19 protein-coding genes are annotated in these 20,086 nt (G+C 64.1%); 10 read left to right on the forward strand and 9 right to left on the reverse strand.

Annotated elements, in window-relative coordinates; all coding sequences use genetic code 11:
• Positions 1–36 precede the first annotated feature (36 nt).
• Together AC1DXS_RS01035 and AC1DXS_RS01040 are read left to right on the forward strand one after the other, a co-directional pair.
• A complete protein-coding gene (locus tag AC1DXS_RS01035; protein WP_477735740.1) occupies positions 37–897 on the forward strand; it encodes a PhaM family polyhydroxyalkanoate granule multifunctional regulatory protein in 861 nt (286 codons plus the stop codon).
• Positions 898–940: 43 nt separating this feature from the next.
• Positions 941–2,230 carry an FIST signal transduction protein gene (locus tag AC1DXS_RS01040; RefSeq protein ID WP_477735741.1) on the forward strand — a complete coding sequence of 430 codons (1,290 nt, stop codon included), beginning with the start codon at positions 941–943 and terminating at the stop codon, positions 2,228–2,230.
• Positions 2,231–2,542: 312 nt separating this feature from the next.
• Here the strand turns inward: AC1DXS_RS01040 and AC1DXS_RS01045 are convergent, their stop codons facing one another.
• Both AC1DXS_RS01045 and AC1DXS_RS01050 read right to left on the reverse strand, forming a co-directional pair.
• Complete coding sequence (locus AC1DXS_RS01045) at positions 2,543–3,700, reverse strand: hypothetical protein (RefSeq protein ID WP_477735742.1); 1,158 nt, start codon at positions 3,698–3,700, stop codon at positions 2,543–2,545.
• Between the two features lie 224 nt (positions 3,701–3,924).
• A complete protein-coding gene (locus tag AC1DXS_RS01050; protein WP_477735743.1) occupies positions 3,925–4,656 on the reverse strand; it encodes a helix-turn-helix domain-containing protein in 732 nt (243 codons plus the stop codon).
• A gap of 122 nt (positions 4,657–4,778) precedes the next feature.
• On the opposite strand from AC1DXS_RS01050, the gene AC1DXS_RS01055 reads away from it, so the two are divergent.
• The 5 genes from AC1DXS_RS01055 to AC1DXS_RS01075 all read left to right on the forward strand — a co-directional run bounded on the left by AC1DXS_RS01055 (position 4,779) and on the right by AC1DXS_RS01075 (position 9,546).
• Positions 4,779–5,690: a hypothetical protein gene (locus AC1DXS_RS01055; RefSeq protein WP_477735744.1), complete on the forward strand. Its 912-nt coding sequence runs from the start codon at positions 4,779–4,781 to the stop codon at positions 5,688–5,690.
• Positions 5,687–7,636: an MFS transporter gene (locus tag AC1DXS_RS01060; protein ID WP_477735745.1), complete on the forward strand. Its 1,950-nt coding sequence runs from the start codon at positions 5,687–5,689 to the stop codon at positions 7,634–7,636. Before AC1DXS_RS01055 ends, AC1DXS_RS01060 begins: the two co-directional genes overlap by 4 nt.
• Positions 7,637–7,754: 118 nt before the next feature.
• Positions 7,755–8,222 (forward strand): YiaA/YiaB family inner membrane protein, encoded by a 468-nt coding sequence (locus AC1DXS_RS01065; RefSeq protein WP_477735746.1) that lies wholly within the window; start codon positions 7,755–7,757, stop codon positions 8,220–8,222.
• 24 nt (positions 8,223–8,246) lie between these two features.
• Positions 8,247–8,699: a hypothetical protein gene (locus AC1DXS_RS01070; RefSeq protein ID WP_477735747.1), complete on the forward strand. Its 453-nt coding sequence runs from the start codon at positions 8,247–8,249 to the stop codon at positions 8,697–8,699.
• 34 nt (positions 8,700–8,733) lie between these two features.
• A complete protein-coding gene (locus tag AC1DXS_RS01075; protein ID WP_477735748.1) occupies positions 8,734–9,546 on the forward strand; it encodes a DUF2145 domain-containing protein in 813 nt (270 codons plus the stop codon).
• A 2-nt stretch (positions 9,547–9,548) separates the two neighbouring features.
• Here AC1DXS_RS01075 and yiaA read toward each other — a convergent pair whose 3' ends face one another.
• Positions 9,549–10,004, reverse strand: coding sequence for an inner membrane protein YiaA (gene yiaA / locus AC1DXS_RS01080; RefSeq protein ID WP_477735749.1), 456 nt, complete (start codon positions 10,002–10,004; stop codon positions 9,549–9,551).
• Positions 10,005–10,177: 173 nt separating this feature from the next.
• Between yiaA and AC1DXS_RS01085 the strand changes: the two genes are divergently transcribed.
• Together AC1DXS_RS01085 and AC1DXS_RS01090 are read left to right on the forward strand one after the other, a co-directional pair.
• Positions 10,178–11,239, forward strand: a complete 1,062-nt coding sequence (locus tag AC1DXS_RS01085) for a serine endopeptidase (RefSeq protein ID WP_477735750.1) — start codon at positions 10,178–10,180, stop codon at positions 11,237–11,239.
• Positions 11,240–11,361: 122 nt separating this feature from the next.
• On the forward strand, positions 11,362–12,708 hold the full coding sequence (locus AC1DXS_RS01090; protein ID WP_477735751.1) for a hypothetical protein: 1,347 nt from the start codon (positions 11,362–11,364) through the stop codon (positions 12,706–12,708).
• 94 nt (positions 12,709–12,802) lie between these two features.
• Here the strand turns inward: AC1DXS_RS01090 and AC1DXS_RS01095 are convergent, their stop codons facing one another.
• On the reverse strand, positions 12,803–13,804 hold the full coding sequence (locus tag AC1DXS_RS01095) for an aldo/keto reductase (RefSeq protein ID WP_477735752.1): 1,002 nt from the start codon (positions 13,802–13,804) through the stop codon (positions 12,803–12,805).
• A gap of 262 nt (positions 13,805–14,066) precedes the next feature.
• On the opposite strand from AC1DXS_RS01095, the gene AC1DXS_RS01100 reads away from it, so the two are divergent.
• On the forward strand, positions 14,067–14,513 hold the full coding sequence (locus tag AC1DXS_RS01100) for a hypothetical protein (protein ID WP_477735753.1): 447 nt from the start codon (positions 14,067–14,069) through the stop codon (positions 14,511–14,513).
• Between the two features lie 12 nt (positions 14,514–14,525).
• Here AC1DXS_RS01100 and AC1DXS_RS01105 read toward each other — a convergent pair whose 3' ends face one another.
• Genes AC1DXS_RS01105 through tgt form a run of 5 tightly spaced genes read right to left on the reverse strand, consistent with a single transcriptional unit; the run spans position 14,526 to position 20,054 of the window.
• Entirely contained in the window at positions 14,526–15,314 is a 789-nt protein-coding gene (locus tag AC1DXS_RS01105) for a YaeF family permuted papain-like enzyme (RefSeq protein WP_477735754.1), read from the reverse strand.
• Between the two features lie 43 nt (positions 15,315–15,357).
• Positions 15,358–17,121 (reverse strand): ArnT family glycosyltransferase, encoded by a 1,764-nt coding sequence (locus AC1DXS_RS01110; protein ID WP_477735755.1) that lies wholly within the window; start codon positions 17,119–17,121, stop codon positions 15,358–15,360.
• Positions 17,108–17,641: a GtrA family protein gene (locus AC1DXS_RS01115; protein WP_477735756.1), complete on the reverse strand. Its 534-nt coding sequence runs from the start codon at positions 17,639–17,641 to the stop codon at positions 17,108–17,110. The genes AC1DXS_RS01110 and AC1DXS_RS01115 overlap by 14 nt, the downstream gene beginning before the upstream one ends.
• A 13-nt stretch (positions 17,642–17,654) precedes the next feature.
• On the reverse strand, positions 17,655–18,899 hold the full coding sequence (locus AC1DXS_RS01120; protein ID WP_477735757.1) for a glycosyltransferase family 9 protein: 1,245 nt from the start codon (positions 18,897–18,899) through the stop codon (positions 17,655–17,657).
• A 3-nt stretch (positions 18,900–18,902) separates the two neighbouring features.
• On the reverse strand, positions 18,903–20,054 hold the full coding sequence (gene tgt / locus AC1DXS_RS01125) for a tRNA guanosine(34) transglycosylase Tgt (RefSeq protein ID WP_477735758.1): 1,152 nt from the start codon (positions 20,052–20,054) through the stop codon (positions 18,903–18,905).
• Positions 20,055–20,086 lie beyond the last annotated feature (32 nt).

Below are 20,086 nucleotides of genomic sequence, written 5' to 3' on the forward strand. Positions count from 1 at the left end.
CCAATGCCATCATGCACAACATGCCAGGAGACATTCATGAGTGACGCAGACAACCCATCCTTCCCCGGTTTCGGCAAGCTGGTGCCCGGTTTCGATTTCCTGCAGAACCTGGCCAAGCAGGCGGCCGGCAGCGCCACGCAAAGCATCCCGCAGCTGCCCAACCTCGGGAACTGGGTGGCCCCCACCCTCAACGTCGAGGAGCTGGACAAGCGCATCGAGGAGCTCAAGGCCGTGCAGTTCTGGCTGGACCAGAACGCCACCGCGCTCAAGGCTACCATCCAGGCGCTGGAAGTGCAGAAAATGACCCTGGCCACGCTCAAGGGCATGAACTTCAACATGGGCGACGTGGCCAATGCCTTCAAGCTCAAGGTCGCCGACAGCGTGGCCGGCGGTGTGCAGCGCGTGGCCGACAAGGCCAGGACGTTTTCGGGGCTGGAGGTTCCGCCCTCCAGCTTTGGGACGGGCAAGCCCGCAGCCAAGGCCAAAGCGCCCGCCGCAGGCAAGGCCGCCGCCGCCGCGCCGGCCGGCGTGGTCGACCCCATGCAGTGGTGGGGCGCGCTGACCCAGCAGTTCCAGGCGATCGCGACCGACGCCATGAAGGACGCGGCCAAGAAAGCCGCAATGGACACCACCAAGAACCTGGCCACGGGCCTGGCCAAGGACGCGGTAAAAACCGCTACCGGCATGGCGACGGGCATGGCCCGCAACATGGCTGAAACGGCGGGCAAGACCATGGCCGGCGGCGCGCGCGCGGCCATGAACACGGCACTGCGCAGCAGCCAGGGATGGCCGACACCGGCCGCCGGCAAAACTGCAGCAAACGCCGCTGCCAAACCCGCCGCCAAAACCAAACCCAAGGCGCCGGCACGCAAGGCCGCACGCAAAACCTCTCGCTGAGCTGACCCCAAACCGGACTTCCACCGCATTTCACCAGGACCCCATGAAGCTTTTCCCCTACGGCCACGCCACCCATCCGCAATGGCAGATGGCGGCCGGCCTGGTGCTGGCGCAGCTGCGCGCCTACCTGGCGCTGCCCGGCTATGCCAAGTCGCCCACGCTGGCGCTGCTCTACATCACCGACCACTACGCGGCGCATGCGCAGGACATCCTCGACCACCTGAGCGCCGAGCTGCCCGACATCACCGACTGGAGCGGCACGGTGGGCGTGGGCATCGCCTCCAACAATGTCGAGTACTTCGACGAGCCCGCTCTCACGGTGATGCTGTGCGAGCTGCCGCACGACCAGTACCGGGTGTTTTCAGGCGTGTCGCCGCTGCCGCCCGCCAGCAGCGGCCGCTTCAAGGCGCATACCGCGCTGGTGCATGCCGATGCCTCCACGCCCGACGTGGCTGAACTCATCGCCGAAATGGCTGAGCGCACCCACAGCGGTTATGTGTTTGGCGGCCTGGCCTCCAGCCGATCCGGTACCGTGCAGTTCGCGCTCAGCGGGCATGGCAACGTCAAGGGGCAGGGCGCGGCTGGCGGTGTTTTCAGCGGTGGCCTGAGCGGCGTGGCATTCGGCCAGGGCGCGGCGTTGATGTCGCGCATCACCCAAGGATGCCGGCCGGTCTCGGCGGACCATGAAATCACCGCGTGCGAAACCAATGTGGTGACTGAACTCGACGGCAAGCCCGCGCTCGACGTCATGCTGGCCGACCTGGCCGTATCGCTGGACCAGCCGCGCGAGGCGCTTGCCAAAGTGCGCACCACGCTGGTCGGCTTGAGCCGGCCGGCCGACGTTCCCGATGACAGTGTCCTTGCGGCAAGCCGGCGCGCGGGCCAGTTCGGCGCCGAGGTGCGTGTGCGCCACTTGATAGGGCTGGACCCGGCGCGCCGCGGCATCGCGATCGCCGAGGTGCCGGCCGTGGGCATGAAGCTGGCCTTTTGCGAGCGCAATATGGAAGCCGCGCGCGCCGACCTGATCCGCGTGTGCGCTGAAATCCGCGAAGAGCTGGAGCCCGAGGAAGTCACGCTGGAAGTTGCCAGCGCACTGAGCGCGCCTGAGGCCGAAGCGGCGCCGCATGCGGCCAGACGCATCGCCGGCGCGGTGTATGTGAGCTGCTCAGGCCGCGGCGGGCCGCACTTCGGCGCGCCCAGCGCCGAGATGCAGATCGTGCGGCGCGCGCTGGGCGACGTGCCGCTGGTCGGCTTTTTTGCCGGTGGCGAAATCGCGCGCCACCACCTTTACGGCTATACCGGCGTGCTGACGGTATTTACCGCGCCGGCCTAGCCATACTCCCTCCCCCGCTGGGGGAGGGCAGGGGTGGGGGCCGACGGCCTTCGAATAAACACAGCGCAATACCAAGCGCCGCAAGCCCCCATCCCAGCCTTCCCCCAGCGGGGGAAGGAGCAAAACCCTACTCCCCGCTTGAAGTGACCGTGAGGCGCTATAAAACCTGCGCTTCCAGCAGTTCCACCGGAATAAACAGGCTTACCCCTATCGACGCTCACTGCGTGTAGCGCCTTTTCCCCTTCCAGGGGACAGGCGCCTTGCGGCCGGCAAAGCCGGACCGCGGCCCCCGCTTGAAGTGACCGTGAGGCGCTACAAAACCTGCGCTTCCAGCAACTCCACCGGGTCGCCATAACGCGCGGCCAGCGCCACCACAGCCGGGTCGCGCAGCGCGCACAAAAAGCCGTCCTTGATCAGCGTGTTGCCGCCGGCGGTGACCGTGCCGTCCAGCGTGATCAGGTCCATATGCACCGGCGGCTCTTCCCAGTCGGGCATCACGCGGCGTATGTAGTCGCTGGGCTGGGCCAGGTCTATGCCGAAGTGCAGCGCGCCCGGCGCGTTGGAGCCGGCCGGGTACACCGTATGGCGCGGCGCCTTGGGGTTGAAGCCGCAGCCCCCGCCTTCAATCATGCGGCCGCCCACCAGCATCTCGCGCAGGATCACGGCTTCTTGCGAAATGCCGTCGACCGCGGAAATCGTATCGCCCTCAAAATGCACGGCGATTTTTTCCTCAAAAGGATTGGCAAAGCCGACCGCCCACTGCGGATACAGCACGCCGGCCATGGGCACGACGGCCTTGAAGTCGTTCTTCACCGAGTTGTGGTCCCAGAGGTTGGGCCCGTGCGTCGGCAGGTAGTGCACATAACAACCGTCTTCCTCGGCCGTCATCTGGCCGCGCCAGCGGTTGGTGGCCAGCTGGTTGGCGCGCATCTCCTGCGTAAAGCTGATGCGGAAGTCGCTGCCGCGCGGGTCGGTAAAGCGCAGGTCGAAGTTCCCCTCGCTCGGATAGCGGGCCGCCGTGCCGCGGATGATCTCGCCGATGAGGTCGACCGGAAAACGCGCCTGCGGCGTGGACAGCAAATCGAGGTTGCGAAAGTAGGTGATCTTGACCCAGCGCTGGCCGGCGCGGCGCAGGTTGATGCACAAAGGATCGAGGATGGAGCAGAACCAGGTCGAGACCACAAAAGTGGCTTTTTGGAGCATGGCGTGCACTTCTTCGGGCACGGCCGTCACCTGGGTGCTGGGCTCCATATAGATACGCACCTCGGCCCCGCGCGATTTGGCGATGCCGATCACCGCGTCGATCACCCGCGGATCCAGCAGCGGGTCAGCCAGCATCAGCACCCTGTCCCCCGGGCGTATCGCCATCACGCGCGAAAAATTGTCCAGCGCCTGGAAAAAGTACTTGGTGTCGGTCAGGTTGGCCGCCACGGGGATCGGCATGCCGACGTAGGTGGAGAGGGGGTTCATCGCGGCTCCGGAATGAAATTGCATGCACAAAATCAGCTTGCTTGGCTTCGTCTGGCTAAATACTACCAGTAAATGCTGAATTTACTTAGTTGTCTAATTTAATTGCATGCAATTACTTGTGCGCGAAGATCCAAGTAGAGGCCGTGGAACCGGCTTTGCCTGGCCACAGGCGCCGCTCCCTTGAGGGGGGAACAGGCTACACGCAGTGAGCCTGGACGGGGGTGTTACCTACGCAATGCGGCGAAAGCCTCAAACTCCCAGCTGCGCATCGCCAGCAGCAGCGTGAACCCCTCGCGGTCTTTCTCGCCCAGTTTCTGGTCGCTCTGGTGCTGCTGCGCAAAATCCTGGGCCACGCGTTGCATGCGCTCCAGGAAAGAGGGCGCCAGGCCGCGGCCTATGGAGCCGTGCACCAGCAGCAGGCCTTCGCCTGTGCCGTCAAAACCCCCTGAAAAATAGTCGAGCAAGGCGTTCTCGCGAAAGTAGTCCATCACCGCCCCGTGCGGGCGCCAGCGAAAAGTCTTGGCGAGCTTGAGCCGGTAGCGGTTCAGGGGCTTGAGCTCGATGATGCCAATGCGGTCCAGCTGCGCGAGGTACTTGATGCACTCGGCTTCCGAGAGCCGGTAGCTGCTGGTGATCTGCTCCAGCGTCCATTGCGACAGCACGCAAATCGCGGTGAGCAGCAGTTTTTTGTCGGCCACCACGGCTTTTTCCTGCGCCTCGGTCAGTTCGGCCAGCAGCGGCTGGGTGTCGGCGATACGCCTGGCGAGATCGGCAAAGTCCAGCTTGAGCGCGCGGCAGATCGCGTCGATGCGCGACAGCGGCATGTCCCCCTTGGCCAGCATGCGTTTGACGCTGGACTCGGCCATGCCCAGCTTGGCGGCCAGGTCGGCATAGGTCATGCGCGCGGCTTTCAGTTCTTTTTTAAGGACGGTGACGAGGTCGGCGGTGGTGCTCATGGGTATCGATTATCAGTACTTTTGGTTTGAATCGGCTCCACTGCGCTGAATATTGATGCTTGCTGCCCATCGGGCCCGGCACAGTGCGCTCACTCGTATATACAGACAGAGGAGCTTTCAGCATGCAGCCCATCCGATCCATTCTTCACCGCCGGGTCCAGCCACTGCCGTGGCACGTGCGTCCTGCCGCCCTGGCGTGGCGCCGCGAATGCGCGCTGGCCGCCGTCTTCTTTCTGCTGCTGGCGGCTGCTTTGCTCGGGCCTCCGGTCGCGCAACCCGCGCACTATCACGACTTTGCCGACCAGCGCAGCTGGGGCTGGTTGCCGCACGCGATGGATGTTCTCAGCAACCTGCCGTTCGCGCTGTGGGGCATGGTGGGTATCTGGGCGCTGCTGCGGGCGATTCGTGAGCGGGCCGTCAGCGCGGCGGCTGCCGCCATGGCCGGGCTTTTTTTCGGCGGCCTGTGGGTGACGGCGGCGGTGTCTGCTGCCTACCACCTGCAACCCGGCGATGCTGGCCTCGTGTGGGACCGCGGCGGCATGGTGTTGGCTTTTGCCGGCCTGCTGGGCCTGGCGGCCATGCGGGCCGTGAGTACGCGCGCCGGGATGGCGCTGGCCACGGCCGTACTCGTGTTGGGCCCGCTTTCGGTCTATGCCTGGTCGCTGGGCGGCAATCTGCTGCCGTGGGCGGTCTTGCAGGGAGGCGGCATGGTGCTCATCCTCGGCTTTGCCTGCCTGCGTCCCGCGCAATCGCGGGAGCTGCCGGTGCGTTGGGCGATGCTGATCGCGATTTATGCGCTGGCCAAGTTGCTGGAGCTGGGCGACCACGCCGTCTATGAATGGACGGGGCACCTGGTGTCGGGCCACAGCCTTAAACACATGGTGGCCGCCTGTGCCGCCTGGCCCGTGGTGTCGGCCCTGCTGGCCGCGCGTGAAATCAGGGCAGAATCCCATGCACCATCCAAAAACAGAGCAGGCCAGTCGCCGGGGCGCGGAGCCAGCCGCACAACAACCGAAACGAGGAGTCACGCATGAGTGTTGATACGGCCACACCGGTGTCGCCACCGCCTGTCCAGGGGCATCCGAACCAGTTCGCGCTGCTCAAGCAACGCCGCTTCGCGCCTTTCTTCTGGACGCAGTTTTCCGGCGCGGCCAACGACAACCTCTTCAAGTTCGCCTTCACCGTGATGGTGACCTACCAGCTCAGCGTGAGTTGGCTACAGCCCGCGCTGGCCGGGTTGGTGATCGGTGCGCTGTTCATCCTGCCCTTCCTGCTGTTCTCCGCCACCAGCGGGCAGGTCACCGACAAGTTCGAAAAAACCCGCGTGATCCGCTTCGTCAAGAACCTCGAAGTGGTGATCATGCTGATCGCGGCCGTCGGCTTCATGAGCCGCAACCCCAACGTCCAGGTGCCGGTACTGCTGGGCTGCACCTTTTTGATGGGGCTGCATTCCACCATCTTCGGCCCCGTCAAGTTCGCCTACCTGCCGCAGGCGCTCAACGAGCGCGAACTCACGGGCGGAAACGGCATGGTTGAAATGGGCACCTTTGTGGCCATCCTGCTGGGCCAGGTCGTCGGTGGACTGATGGTGGCCGTGCCGCAGGTCGGGCCCGACTATGTGGCGATCGCCTGCATAGGCCTTGCGCTCATCGGCCGGCTTGTCTCGCAGTTCATCCCGCTCACGCCGGCGACCGACCCGGGCCTGAAGATCAACTGGAACCCGGTGACGGAAACCTGGCGCAACCTCAAGCTCGCCAGCGACAACCTGGTGGTGTTCCGCTCCATGCTGGGCATCAGCTGGATGTGGTTCTTCGGCGCCGTGTTCCTGAGCCAGTTCCCGAGTTTCGCCAAGGAAGTGCTGCACGGCAACGAACAGGTCGCGTCATTGTTGCTGGTTGTGTTCTCCATCGGCATCGCCACCGGCTCGCTGCTGTGCGAGGTGCTCAGCAAGCGCCACGTGGAAATCGGCCTGGTGCCGGTGGGCGCCATCGGCATGAGCGTGTTCGCGGTGGACCTGTATTTCGCCTCGCGCGGCCTGCCCGCCGCGCCCATCATGAGCGTGGGTGGGTTCATGTCGCAGCACGCACACTGGCGCGTGATGATCGACCTCGCGCTGCTGAGCCTCTTCGCCGGCCTGTACAGCGTGCCCATGTATGCGCTGATCCAGCTGCGCAGCCAGCCCACGCACCGGGCCCGCATCATCGCGGCCAACAACATTCTGAACGCGCTGTTCATGATCGTCAGCGCCATCCTGGCCGGTGCGCTGCTCAAGACCGGCTTCAGTATTCCGCAGATCTTCCTGTTCGTGGGCCTGGCCAATGCGGTGGTCGCCTTCTACATCTTCATGCTGGTGCCGGAGTACCTGCTGCGCTTCGTTGCGCTGATCGCCTCGCGCCTGGTTTACCGCTTCAAGATCACCGGCGACGACCACATCCCCGCGCAGGGCGCAGCCGTGCTCACCTGCAACCACGTGAGTTTTGTCGACCCGGTGCTGCTGATGGCCGCCAGCCCGCGGCCCATCTACTTCGTGATGGACCACCGCATCTTCAAGATGCCGGTGCTGGGCTGGCTGTTCCGCCTGGCCAAGGCCATTCCCATCGCGCCGCGCACCGAAGACCCGGCGCTCTACGAAGCGGCCTTCGAGGCGGCCGCCAAGGTGCTGCGCGATGGCGACCTGCTGGCCATCTTCCCGGAAGGCGGCATCACCAAAAACGGCGAGCTCCAGGCCTTCAAGGGCGGCATCATGAAGATCCTGGAAAACGCCGAGCGCGACGGCCTGCAAGTGCCCGTCGTGCCCATGGCGCTGACCAATCTCTGGGGATCATTCTTCAGCCGCGTCGAAAGCGGAACCGCGATGAGCAAGCCTTTTCGCCGCGGATTCTTCAACCGGGTGGGGCTTAACGTCGGGGCCGCTCTGGCGCCGGCTGAAGTGCAGCCCGAAGCCTTGCGCACGCGGGTGGCCACCTTGCTGGAGGTATGAGGTAAAAGTATCTTAATTGGATACTTTGTGGTCATATAAAGGAAACTGTATCGCTATTTGCATGGCTTTGAGCTGAGGCGGCGCACATTAGGGGCTCCTCAACAACCGCAAGGTTTTTATGCAGACGCTGATACATCGTGACTCCAAACCCTGGCAATTGCAGGTCTGGGTTTCTTTTCTGATTGCCGTTTTCCTCTGCGCCGTGGGCCTGTCTTACCTGCCCGGTAAGGACCTGGACCGCGCCTTCATGGTCATGGGCTATTTCTTCTGCCTGTCGGCGGCTTTTGTGCTGGCCAAGTATGTGCGCGACCAGGAGCAAAGCAGGAAGGCCGATGGCAAGCTGGCCGATACGCCCATGTTCAGGCTGGTGGTGTGGGGCGGCTTCTTCCTGGCGATGTCGCTGACCGGCTGGGGCTTGTGGCGCATGGAGATCAACGAAACCTACAAGGCTTTCCTGGGCGTGAGCTGGCTCTACCTGATCACCTGCAGCTTCACCCTCGCCAAAACCCTGCGCGACCGCCATGAGGCTGACCTCCTCGAAGCACGCATGGGCCGTGCCGCGCGCAGCCACACGGCGAGCGAATAACACTCACACGAAAGAGGACTGATCATGAAAAACCGACTGAATACCTGTTTGATGGCCGCTTGTATCCTGGCGGGAGCCGCCTCGTTCAATGCGCAGGCCCAATCCGAGGCATCGGCCTTGAGCGCCGTGTCGACGCTGCCAGTGGCTTCCGTGGTGGTCGGGGCCAGCGCCACTGCGGGTTCCGTTGTGGCCGTTCCGGTGGTGTTGTCCACCGCGGGCGCCGTGCTGGTGGTTAAAACCGTGGAAAGCACCGCCCGCGGCACGTTGTATGTACTTGAGCGCGCCTCCGACGGCGCCCGCGCCAGCATCGAGGTGGTGGGAAGAGGGGTTGCCGGCGTTTCCATGGGCGTTGGGACGGTGGTGGTGGTCAGTGTGGTCGGTGCCGGCGTGGTGCTGTCGGCGGCGGGGGAGGCCATCGCCTTCATCCCCAATGCGCTGGGCCGTGCCCTGCTGCACAACGAGCGCCTGACCCAATAAGGCCAACCAGCAACTAGCCGGAGCCCATCCCATCATGAAAATCCTGAAAGCCCTTTGGTCCGCGCTGCTGGTGGCCGCTGCGCTGGCTATGGCAACTCCCGCCCACGCCGGGCGCTCATGTGAAGCGCGCAAGACCACACCCCAAACCGTCGAGCGGGCCATGGTGCTGGCTGAGAAGACACTGTCCGCGCTGAACGCCAGCGGGGAGAAAGTCGTGCTGCTGGCGCGGGCCGGCCAGGACCTCAGCAAATACGGTGTGCGCTATTCGCACCTGGGCCTGGCCTACCAGTTGCCCGATGGGCAGGGCGGCATGACCTGGCGCGTGGTGCACAAGCTCAACAGCTGCGGCACCAGCGACTCGGCTATCTACCGGCATGGGCTGGGTGAATTCTTTCTTGACGATTTGTGGCGTTTCGAAGCAGCCTGGGTCGCGCCTTCGCCACAGGCCCAGGCGCAGTTGCTGGCACTGCTGCAGGACCCGGCCCGGCTCACGGCCATGCACCACAAGCCCTACAGCATCGTGAGTTACGCCTGGGGCCGCAAATACCAGCAGTCCAACCAGTGGGCGATTGAAACCATGGCCGCCGCCATGGAGCCGGGGGTGGCGACGCGCGAGAAAGCGCAGGCCTGGCTGCAGTTCAAGGGTTACGAGCCCACTGCGCTCAAGCTGGGCCCTTTGACACGGCTGGGTGGGCGCATGACGGCCGCCAACGTGGCGTTTGACGACCACCCCAACGAAAAGCGCTTTGCCGACCGTATTGAAACCGTCACGGTGGACTCGGTCTTCGTCTGGTTGCAGCGCGCCGGCATGACGGACGGCAAGCCCGTCATGGCGGTCAGGCTGTGATCTCAGGGCTGGCCGGGGGCCGTGTCCGGCGCGTCGTGCTGCACGGTGTCAAACAGGGCGATGTCGCGCACATTCTTTTGCACCGCCACGGCGGCGAACAGGCTGAGCAGGAAAGACATGGCGAAGAAGCCGGTTTCGCTGGACGAGAGCGAAGAGTTCCACAGGCCGATGGTCAGCAGCAGCACGGTCAGGCCGAGCGATACCCAGCACAGGCCGAAGTAAATGCCGGTGACGGGGATGTTCTCCAGCCGGTCGCGCACCGACTTCTGCAGCGAGACGGCCGAGAACAGGCCGTACATGAGCAGCGTGAAGTAGTAACCCTTCTCGTTGAGCTGCATGTTTGAATTCCACAGGCCGCTCAGGTAGGTGATGGAGCCGACGAGCAGGGCCGTCCAGGACGCCCCGACGAAGGCCCCGGTGGGGCGTTGCATTGCGCGCATCACAGGTTCTCTGTTCATTTCCCGTCTCCTCTTTTGAATTGGTGAGTTTGTAGTATCGCCGAGCTGCCGGTATTACGAAAAGGTACCGGCTGGCCGCAGGCCACTGCGCGAGAAATTTGGGCCTGCCGATGCATCCGCTCGCAGACTCGCGCTGTATTTCTTGTCCCGTCAACCTGCCTCAGGAGAAGACCATGAGTAAATCCCTGCGACTGTCCGAGAAGTGGTTCCGCCGCGGCCTGTGGCTGGTGGCCTTTGTGTTTGCCGGCTTCCTGATCGGACTGGGCGGCACCGTGGTGGGCGACCTGCCCAAGGTCGAGAGACAGCTTTCGCTCGACGATTACATGGATGCGAATGCCAGCACCGCACTGCGCCACGCCATCAAGGCCGCCCAGCGCGCCGAACTGGATGCCCAGGCCGCGCTCGAGCAGGCCCAGCTCAAGCGGCGTGCCGCCCAGGCCGATTCGGCCGCCGCACGAGAAACCTTCAACAACTGGCTGTCCACACGGCACGCGACGCAGCTGGCTGAGCAGGACCCGGAACTGGTCTCGCGCACGCGGGTGTTGGATGCACTCAAGGAGCGCGAGCGCGCGGCCGGCGTAGCCGTCGAGGCCCAGCAGCAGGCCGCGCTCGATGCGCGCCAGGGCGCCGCGCGCGAACGCCGCAAGCTCAGCGAGATGGAAGAAGCCGCGCAGGTTCAGCTCAATGCCGAGTACCGGCGCGTGGAACTGCGCGTCTTTTTGTACCGCCTGGCCCTGACACTGCCCTTGTTGGTGGCGGCGGGCTGGCTGTTCGCCAAAAAACGCAAGAGCACTTACTGGCCTTTTGTCTGGGGCTTTATCTTCTTCGCCCTGTTTGCTTTTTTCGTCGAGCTGGTGCCCTACCTGCCGAGCTACGGCGGCTATGTGCGCTACATCGTGGGCATTGTCGTCACGGCGCTGGTGGGCCGGCAGGCCATCATCTCGCTGAACCGCTACCTGGAAAAGCAGAAGCTGGCCGAGCAACTGCCCGACGCGCAACGCCGCGAGGAGCTGAGCTATGACACGGCGCTCACGCGCCTGTCAAAAAGCGTGTGCCCCGGTTGCGAACGGGCCGTGGACCTCAAAAACACCGACATCGATTTCTGCCCGCATTGCGGCATAGGCCTGTTTGACCACTGTTTCAAGTGCACCACGCGCAAGAGCGCCTTCGCCAAGTTCTGCCATGCCTGCGGTGCAACCGCAGCTGGTTCGCAGCAGGCCGCCGCCATGCCTTGAGTTTGGGCAGAACATGACTGGCGCAGGACGTTCTATGACTACTCGGGGCGCCTCCCTTTGCCTACAGACGAAGTCTGTGGATGCGCGCACATTCAGTCATCTAACTTACAAAAGGTTCCATCGTGAAAGCACATATTCGTCATCAGGTGGCATCGCTGTTTTTTCTCTTGCCGGTTGTTGCCGCTGTCGGCGCACTGACGTCACCGATGGTGATGGCCCAGACTGCCATGCCCGAAGTCCGCTCCCTGCAGGTTAATTCCGATGGAGGTTTGAGCTCGGGTGCTGACCTTGAATTCACCGTTGAAGCGACACCGCGCGGACAAGCCAGCTTGCGTATTCGCGGGGTCCAGCGCAACATTCCGCTCAAGGAAGTTTCGCGGGGCGTTTACCGCGGCGAATACACCGTCAGGCGCCAGGACCGAATTGCCGAGACCAGCCTGATCCGTGCGACCATCAAGGTACGCAACCGTAGCGCTGCTGCCGACTACAGTTTTCCCGCCGGATTTTCGGGTAACCCGGTCGCTGCAGCATCGCCCATAGTGGCAGGACCGCCACCCGCAGTGCTGAAAATTGATCGCTTTGCCGTGGCGCCTGTCGAGAAGATAGAGCCAGGCGCCGAACTACGATTTATGCTCAATGGCATGCCCGGCGCGACCGCTACTTTTGACATCCCCGGCGTCGTGGACAACGTTGCCATGCGCGAAACCCGCCCCGGCGTCTATGAAGGCAACTACACCATCCGGCGGCTCGACAACCTGGCGCCGTCCCGGCCTATCGTGGCCCGGCTGCGCATGGGCGACAAGGTTGTCACTTCCACCCTGGCCCAGCCCTTGACGATTGATGCCAAGGCACCCGTGCTGCGCAACCTGTCCCCTCGCGAAGGCGAAGTCGTGGCGAGCAACGCCGCCACTTCAGTGTCGGCATCTTTTGACGATGCGGGTGGTGTTGGTGTAGACCCGAAGAGTGTTCGCATCCTGCTGTCCGGCCGCAACGTGACTGCCGAGAGCAACATCACAGCGCAGTTCTTCAGCTACCGCGGCGACCTGCCGCCCGGACGCTATACGGTGGACGTGTCAGCCAAAGACCTGGTGGGCAATACGATGAACAAGGTCTGGGTCTTTGACGTGGGCGGGGCTGCTGCCGCCGTCCTCACCACGGTGCCGCTGCAGGTCACCAGCCATGCCAACAATACCGCTGTGGAGGGCAATTCCACCACAGTGCGCGGAAAGACTGCACCAGGCGCCACGGTCGACGTCAAGGTCCATGCCATTGCACCGGTTGCCGGTCTGTTCGGTGTGGCGCAGGATGTGCTTTCCGAGCGGGTCCAGGCGGACGGCGCAGGAAACTTCTCCTTCAGCTTTTCACCGCGCTTGCCCCTGCCTGGTACTCGTTATGAAATTGCCATGACCGCGCGCAAAGCGGAGCTCGCCACCGAGTCTCGGCTGGAGCTGTTCCAGAAACAGAACTAGGCATTCCGGGCCTATTGCGCGGGTTGCCCTCGCCTCGCCGGCGCAAGTTGTTATTGATGACACACCGAAGGCCGTGGAAAGGGTATATCGCCAGTCAGACTGGACGGCCGAAGAAGGGATAGCCCGGGTCGTTATAGCCGTGGCTGGAGGCGTGGCCGGGCACCACCAGTTCATTGACAAAGGCCTCGTCGTCCTTGTCCAGCACCAGCTCCACCGCGCCGTACACGTCCTCCAGGTGGGGCAGGGTGCGCGGGCCGACGATGACCGAGCTGACCAGCGGATTGGCCAGCACCCAGGCCGCGGCGAACTGGCCGGGGATCTGGCCTTTGGCCTCGCAGCGCGCCTTGATCTTCTGCGCGATCACCAGTGATTCCTCGCGGAACTCGGTCTCCAGGATGCGTTTGTCGCCGCTGCCGGCGCGTGTGCCCTCGGCCGGCGGCTGGCCGGGCGGGTACTTGCCGGTGAGCACACCGCGCGCCAGCGGGCTGTAGGGCACCACACCCAGGCCGTAGTGGCCGCAGGCCGGCAGGATTTCGACTTCCGGGCCGCGATTGAGCAGGTTGTAATAAGGCTGGCACACGGCGGGTTGCGGCACGCCCAACTCCTTGCACAGCCGCACCACCTCGGCGATGCGCCAGCCGCGGAAATTGGACAGGCCAAAGCTGCGCAGCTTGCCGGCGCGTATCAAATCGCCCAGCGCGCGCACCGCCTCCTCGAGGTTTTCCTCGTGGTAGTCGCGGTGCAGGTAGAGGATGTCCAGGTAGTCGGTCTGCAAGCGCGCCAGGATGGCGTCCGTCTGCTGCACCAGCCAGCGGCGCGAGTAATGGCTTTCATTGATGCTGTCGCTGACCGCATTGCCCAGCTTGCTGGCCAGCACCCAGTGCTGTCGCTGACCGGCCAGCAGCTTGCCCACGTCCTTCTCGGACTGGCCCTGGTTGTAGACGTCGGCGGTGTCGATGAAGTTGAGGCCGTGCTCGCGCGCAGAGGCCACGATGCGCGCCGCTTCTTTAAAAGGCGTCTGCTTGCCGAACATCATGGTGCCCAGGCACAGGACGGAGACTTTGAGGTTGCTGTTTCCGAGGCGGCGGTATTGCATGGTCATCTTTGCGGCAAAAAAGAAGAGAGGGGAAGGGTCCGATATTGCCTCAGCTGCCCGTATTGCGCTGTGGGTCGGCTATTACGCGGGTGCCTGGCATCCGGAATTTCGGTGAAGTATCTTATTTTGATGCTTATCGTATAAATAACATAACCTTGTATCTTTAAATGCAACCTTTTGGCCGCCCCGCCGCACACTGCGCCCACAAGCATGTGCTTGGGCCTTCGGGTTATGTATGAAGATAGCTTCCCCCCTGTTCTCCTTGTCACGTTCTGCGCGCAGCGCGGCTCTGGTTGCCGCGGTGCTGGGCGCCACGGCCCTCACGGGCTGCTACGTTGTGCCGGTCCAGCCCGGCCATCCTCCGGTCACCTCCACGGTCTACGTCACGCCGGCCGCGCCGGTTCCCACGACGTTTGCAGCGCGGCTGTACCCGGCCAACGACCTGGCCCGTGCCTACGGCATGGTGGGTGCGGTGGTGACGAATGACATGAACGGGCGCGGCACCTTCACCACCAACATCAACGGTGAGAGCTTTAACGGCGAGGCCACGCGCATCGCGGGCTCATCGACGCGTGAAGGCGTGGCCAATGGCTCGGGTAGCCGGGGCAGCTACATCAGCTGCCGCTACCAGATGAACTCGTCCACCCTGGGCACCGGGCAATGCACGCTGTCCAACGGCGCGCAGTTCACCATGCATGTGGGCGGCTGAACCCGGTCGGGTTTATTGACCCAGCTGCTCCGCCGCCACGATCTGTGGGGCCGCCTTGAGGTGGCCCACATACTGCAGCGGCTTGTGAATYCGGATGGAGGGCACGTCGCCCTCCCGCATGTGCAGCAGGTCGCCGGGGTTGATCAGGCGCGGGTCGGCGTCGGTCAGCGGCAGGCCCGCGCTGCGGTAGGCCTCCAGGATGAACTGCGAGCAGAAAAACTGGTCGTTACGCCCCAGGCCCAACTGCACGGCCGCGATGCCGCGTATGCAGAAGTCGCGCACCATGGATGGCACCAGCGGCAATTCGCACATACGCCGCTCCAACGCGAAAGGGGCCTGCAGCATCACGCCGACGTAGTTGTATTTCTGGCCTTCGTGGCTGGCCACAAAGCTGTTGATTTTCACGGCCTGCCCGGCCGTGAGGTCGGGGTGGCGAAAGGCCACCACCGTCGCTTCGTCTTCCAGCATCGCGTCCACGCTGCGGATACGGATGCCCGAACCCACGGCTTCGGCGATCTGCCGGTTGCCCATGTAGACCGCGGCATGGCTGACCGGCGACAGCGTGATCAAGCGTATGCCGACCGAGTTCAGCCCGTTTTCGGCCGTGAGGATGATGTCGCCGGGGCGTAGCGTGTCGGCGGTGACCAGCTCCCCGCCGTTGCCCGGGTTGAGCGCCATGCTCTGGAAGCCCAGTGTGGGCGCGCCGCTGGTTTCATGTGGCTTGATGGCGGTGGCGCAGCCGCCCAGGGCCAGCATGGCGACCAGGGCCAATGCCCCTGCAAATCTCGTGAATCGGAGCATGGTGTTTCCTTGGTGAAGTTTGCAGGGGCGGGGCAGGACGGATTTACGGCGCCGCCCGCTCGACCAGGTACTCTTTGGCGTACCAGAAGGTTTCGGGTGATTTGAAGGCGCCCAGCGTACCTTCTTTTTCGTCCTGGCGCGAACGCAGGTCCCAGCGCTCGTCAATCACCCGGCACTGCTCGCAGGGCTTTTCCCCGGCGCGGCGCTGCACCAGCGCATACCGCGTATTTTTGAAGAGCGCGTCCATATCCTGGTAGTCCACCGGCTGCGCGGCGAAGTAGGGAACGATTTTGGCGCCGGGAATGATGAATTCGTAGCGCTCGAAATGCCCGTTGAAATTGCTGGGCACCGACACGGCCTGGCCCTTGAGCACTGCGTTGGTTTCGGCGCGGAAGCGGCCCATGTCACCGTTAAAGGGCGCGGTCACCCAGGCCAGGGCGAACAGCACGGCAAAGCTGCTGAGTGCGGTGATCGGGCGGGTCCACGCAGGCTTGAACATCCCCGCGACGCAGGCCACGGCCAGCACACCCAGGAAGAGCCAGTACAGCGGCGAGTACAGCCATGCGTCCTGCGTGGCGCGCACGCCGCCATAGCCGATCAGGCCCATGGCCAGCGCGCCTATGAGACAGATCACCAGCGTCAGGCTGAACCAGATGCGCGCGATGCGCTCCCAATAGAGCGCGATCAGCACGGCCAGCGCCGGCATGGCGGGAATCAGGTAGCGCGTGGAGCGCTGTGTGGGCACCATGAACACCAGCGCGAAGGCCAGCAACCAGATCCACAGGGCTTTTTCGGTGTCGCTGATGGTTTGCGCCGTGCCCCGGCGCTGGCGCCACGCCTTCCATGCGGCCACGGTGCAACCGACCGCGACGGGCAGCAGGAACAGCGCGTTGGAGTAGTAGCCCGTCAGGATGGTCAGGATGCCGCTGCTGCCGCTGAAGGCAATGGCGAAGTAGCCTTTGGATGAGTTCATCTTGCCGGCGTTTTCGCCGACGACGAATTCACGCCAGACCTCGCCCGGCTGCGGGTCGATGGCAAACCACAGGCCGAAAATCGCCAGGGCCAGCGCGCAGATGGCCGCCACCTTGAGTCCGTCGGCGACGATGCCGGGCCGGAAAACTTCCCAGGCCGGCCTGCGCGCGCCCAGCAGCTGGTAGCACAGCGCCAGCGCGAAGCCGACCGGCACCACCATGACAAAGGACTTGTAAAGGCAGCCTATGCCGATGGCAATACCCGCCAGCAAGGGGAACTTCCAGCGCGAGGCCAGCAGCTTCGCCGGCGACCAGGCAAGTGCAAAAAAAGTGCCGAACAGCCAGAAGGTTTCCGGCGCGCTGGTCAGGTAGGGCCGGCCGTAGCGGTAGGTGCTGAAGAAAGACAGGTAGGCGATGGCCGCGATGGCGCCCATGGCCAGCGCATGGCGGCGGCGGTCGGCCGGCGCGGTCTCGCCGCCGATGATCTTCCAGGTCAGCAAGGCCGTCATCAGGGTGATGCCCCAGGTGTAGGCAATGCTGGGCAGGCGCAGGTTGAGCAGCGTCCAGTGCTCGCCCCAGCCGCCGGCCACCATGGCTTGCCAGAACAGCACCGGCGGCTTGGTGTTGCGCATGAAGTCGTAGGAGCTCACCAGCGGCAGCCAGTTGCCGCTTTCCGCCGTCAGCCGCGCGATGTGGGCGTAGACCAGTTCGTCGCCGTTGCGCGGGATGTGGTCGCCGCCCAAGCCGAACAGGTAGCCCAATGCGACAAGAATGGCCAGGCCAATCCAGATGCGATGGGCGGGGATGCGTTGTGTCGGGGAGTCAGGGCTTGTCATGGACATCGGCAGGCGGTTGGTGCGCGGCGGCATCGGCTGCGATTTTGGCGCGGCGGCGGCGGAAAGTCATGCGGTCATTGGCCACAAAATTGCAGACGCTGGACAGTACGATGGCCACGATGTTGGCCAGCAGGTAGTGCATGTACAGCGCCAGCCATTTGGTCAGCAGCGACTGCAACACGATGGCCAGGCCGGCGGCCATCACGTACTTGGCAAACAGGAAGAGCGCCGAATGGTGGACCTCGTGCTTGCGGTCGCGCCAGGTCAGGCGCCGGTTCCAGTAAAAGTTGCTGATGGTGGCGACGGTGATCGCCAGTGCGATGGAGTAGTTGAGCCGGTCATGGAAATCCGCGATGTGGCTGAACAGAAACTCCTGCGCGAGGTAGAGCACAGCGACGTTCACCACCGTGCCGCTGGCGCCCACCACGCCGAACTTGATGAAGCGCCAGCGCACCATGGGCTGCAGGCGTTCGGGCAGGCGCCGGATCACGGCCTCGGCAAAGGATCGGAGTGTGGACATCAGGGTGTGTGGTTCAGGGTGCCGCCAGGCACTCGCGCGCCTTGGCCAGCACGGTGTCGGGTGCGATGACCTTCAGGCACTGGTTGTCGCCGTCGCAATACGACGAGCGATGGTTGTAAGCCGTCAGGCAGGGCGAGCAGGGCCACTGGCTGTAGAAGGAATGGCATTGCGGCGTGAGCGGTGCGTAGAGGCCCGGCGTTTCGGGGCCGAACAGCATCAGCGTCCAGATGGGCGTGAGCGCCGCGAACTGGCCCGGCCCGCCGTCGTTGGTGACCAGCAGGCGCGCCACATGAAACAGCGCCAGCAGTTCGGAGATTGAGCGCGTGTAGCCGGTCAGGTCAATCACCGAGCTGGTCGGGCTGGCGGGGAAGGCGGCCTGCACATCGGCCACCAGCTGCCGCGCCAGCGCCTGGTCGTCTTTCAGGCCGATCACCGCCACGGCGCATCCGTCGGCCACCAGGCCGCGGCACAGCGCGGTATACGAGTCCAGCGGCCAGGCGCGTATCGGCAAAATACCGCCGCCTGGATAGACCAGCACCAGCGGCTTGCCGGCAATCGCCGGGTAGTCCTGCGCGAGGCGGGCCTGTATGCCCGGCATCAAGGCCGGGTCCAGCTGCACATGCGGCGGCGGCCTGGTGGCGCCTGTTATCGCCAGGTTGGCCGGCAGCTTGGATTTGGGCACGGCGGTCGAATCAATCGCGCGCGCCAGCGTCAGGAACTGCGCACTGATGTGGTGGTAAGGGTTGTAGGGAACGGGCCGGTTGATGTGCGAGCCGCGGTACAAACCTTCCTGCGTGTGGCGGTGAAAGCCCACGCGGATGCGCGCGCCGCTGGCGTACGACAACAGGCTGCTGATGCGCGAGAACAGCTCGCAGTCGAGGGCCACGTCGACATGCGCGCGGCGCAGCTCGCCAATCGCCTTCCAGAGGCTGGAGAGCAGGCCGCCCAGTGACTTGTCGTTCACCGTGTGCACGTTGGCCGGGTCCACCACCTTCATCAGGTCCAGGATTTCGCGGTTCTTGCCGAACAGCAGGGCATGCAGCGGCGCGTCGGGGTAGCGCTGCTTGAGTTGCGCAAACATTTCGTGGGCCAGCACCAGGCTGCCCATTTCCGACAGAAGGATCACGACGATGGCGCGCGGCGCCTGGTCGGTCTTGTCTTTGCGAAAGCGCCGCGCCACGGCGTCGACCGCGGAAACGGCCGCGCACAAGGGAATGCCGGCCCAGCGGTCTATCCAGCGTTGCAGGTTGATGTTCACGCGTCAGACTCCTCGCTGCCGGTCGGCGCGAAATTGTGCGCTGAATTCGCCAAAACGGCCGGCGTCCAGCGCGTCGCGCACTTCCTGCATCAGGTTCAGGTAGTAATGCAGGTTGTGGATGCTGGACAGCATGGGCCCCAGCATTTCGCCGCAGCGGTCCAGGTGGTGCATATAGGCGCGCGAGAAATTTTTGCAGGTGTAGCAGCTGCAGGTCGCATCCACCGGCTGGTCTTCGGTCTTGTAGCGCGCATTGCGAATCTTCAGGTCGCCGAAGCGCGTGAACATATGGCCGTTGCGCGCATTGCGGGTCGGCATCACGCAATCGAACATGTCGACGCCGGCGGCGACGCCCTCGACCAGGTCTTCGGGCGTGCCCACACCCATGAGGTAGCGCGGCTTGTTGGCAGGCAGGCGGTGCGGCGTGTGCGCCATGATGCGCTGCATCTCTTCCTTGGGCTCGCCCACGCTCACGCCGCCTATGGCGTAACCCGGCAGGTCCAGTTCGACCAGCGCGTCCAGCGATTCCTGGCGCAGGTTTTCAAACATGCCGCCCTGCACGATGCCGAAAAGCGCGTTCGGGTTCTCCAGCTTGTTGAACTCGGCGATGCAGCGTTTGGCCCAGCGCAGGCTCAGTTCCATCGAGCTGCGCGCTTCGCTTTCGGTGGTGATGTGGCCCTTGGTGTCGTAGGGCGTGCACTCGTCGAATTGCATCACGATGTCGCTGTTGAGCACCGTCTGGATCTGCATGGAAATCTCGGGTGTCAGGAACAGCTTGTCGCCGTTGACGGGCGAGGCGAACTTCACGCCCTCTTCGGAGATCTTGCGCATCTCGCCCAGCGACCAGACCTGGAAGCCGCCGCTGTCGGTCAGGATGGGTTTGTTCCAGCTTTCAAACTTGTGCAGGCCGCCGAATTGCTGCATGACGTCCAGGCCGGGCCGCATCCAGAGGTGAAAGGTGTTGCCCAGGATGATTTGCGCGCCCATGTCGTGCAGCGACTGCGGCATCACGCCCTTGACCGTGCCATAGGTGCCGACCGGCATGAAGATGGGGGTTTGCACCACGCCGTGGTTGAGCGTCAGTTTGCCGCGCCGGGCGTAGGAGCCGGCGTTGGCGCCTTGGGGCGCATCGGTGGTCAGGACTTCAAAATTCAACATGGTTTGGCGGGATAAGCAGCGCTTGAGGCGCG

Source organism: Polaromonas sp. P3_B1, assembly GCF_056402935.1.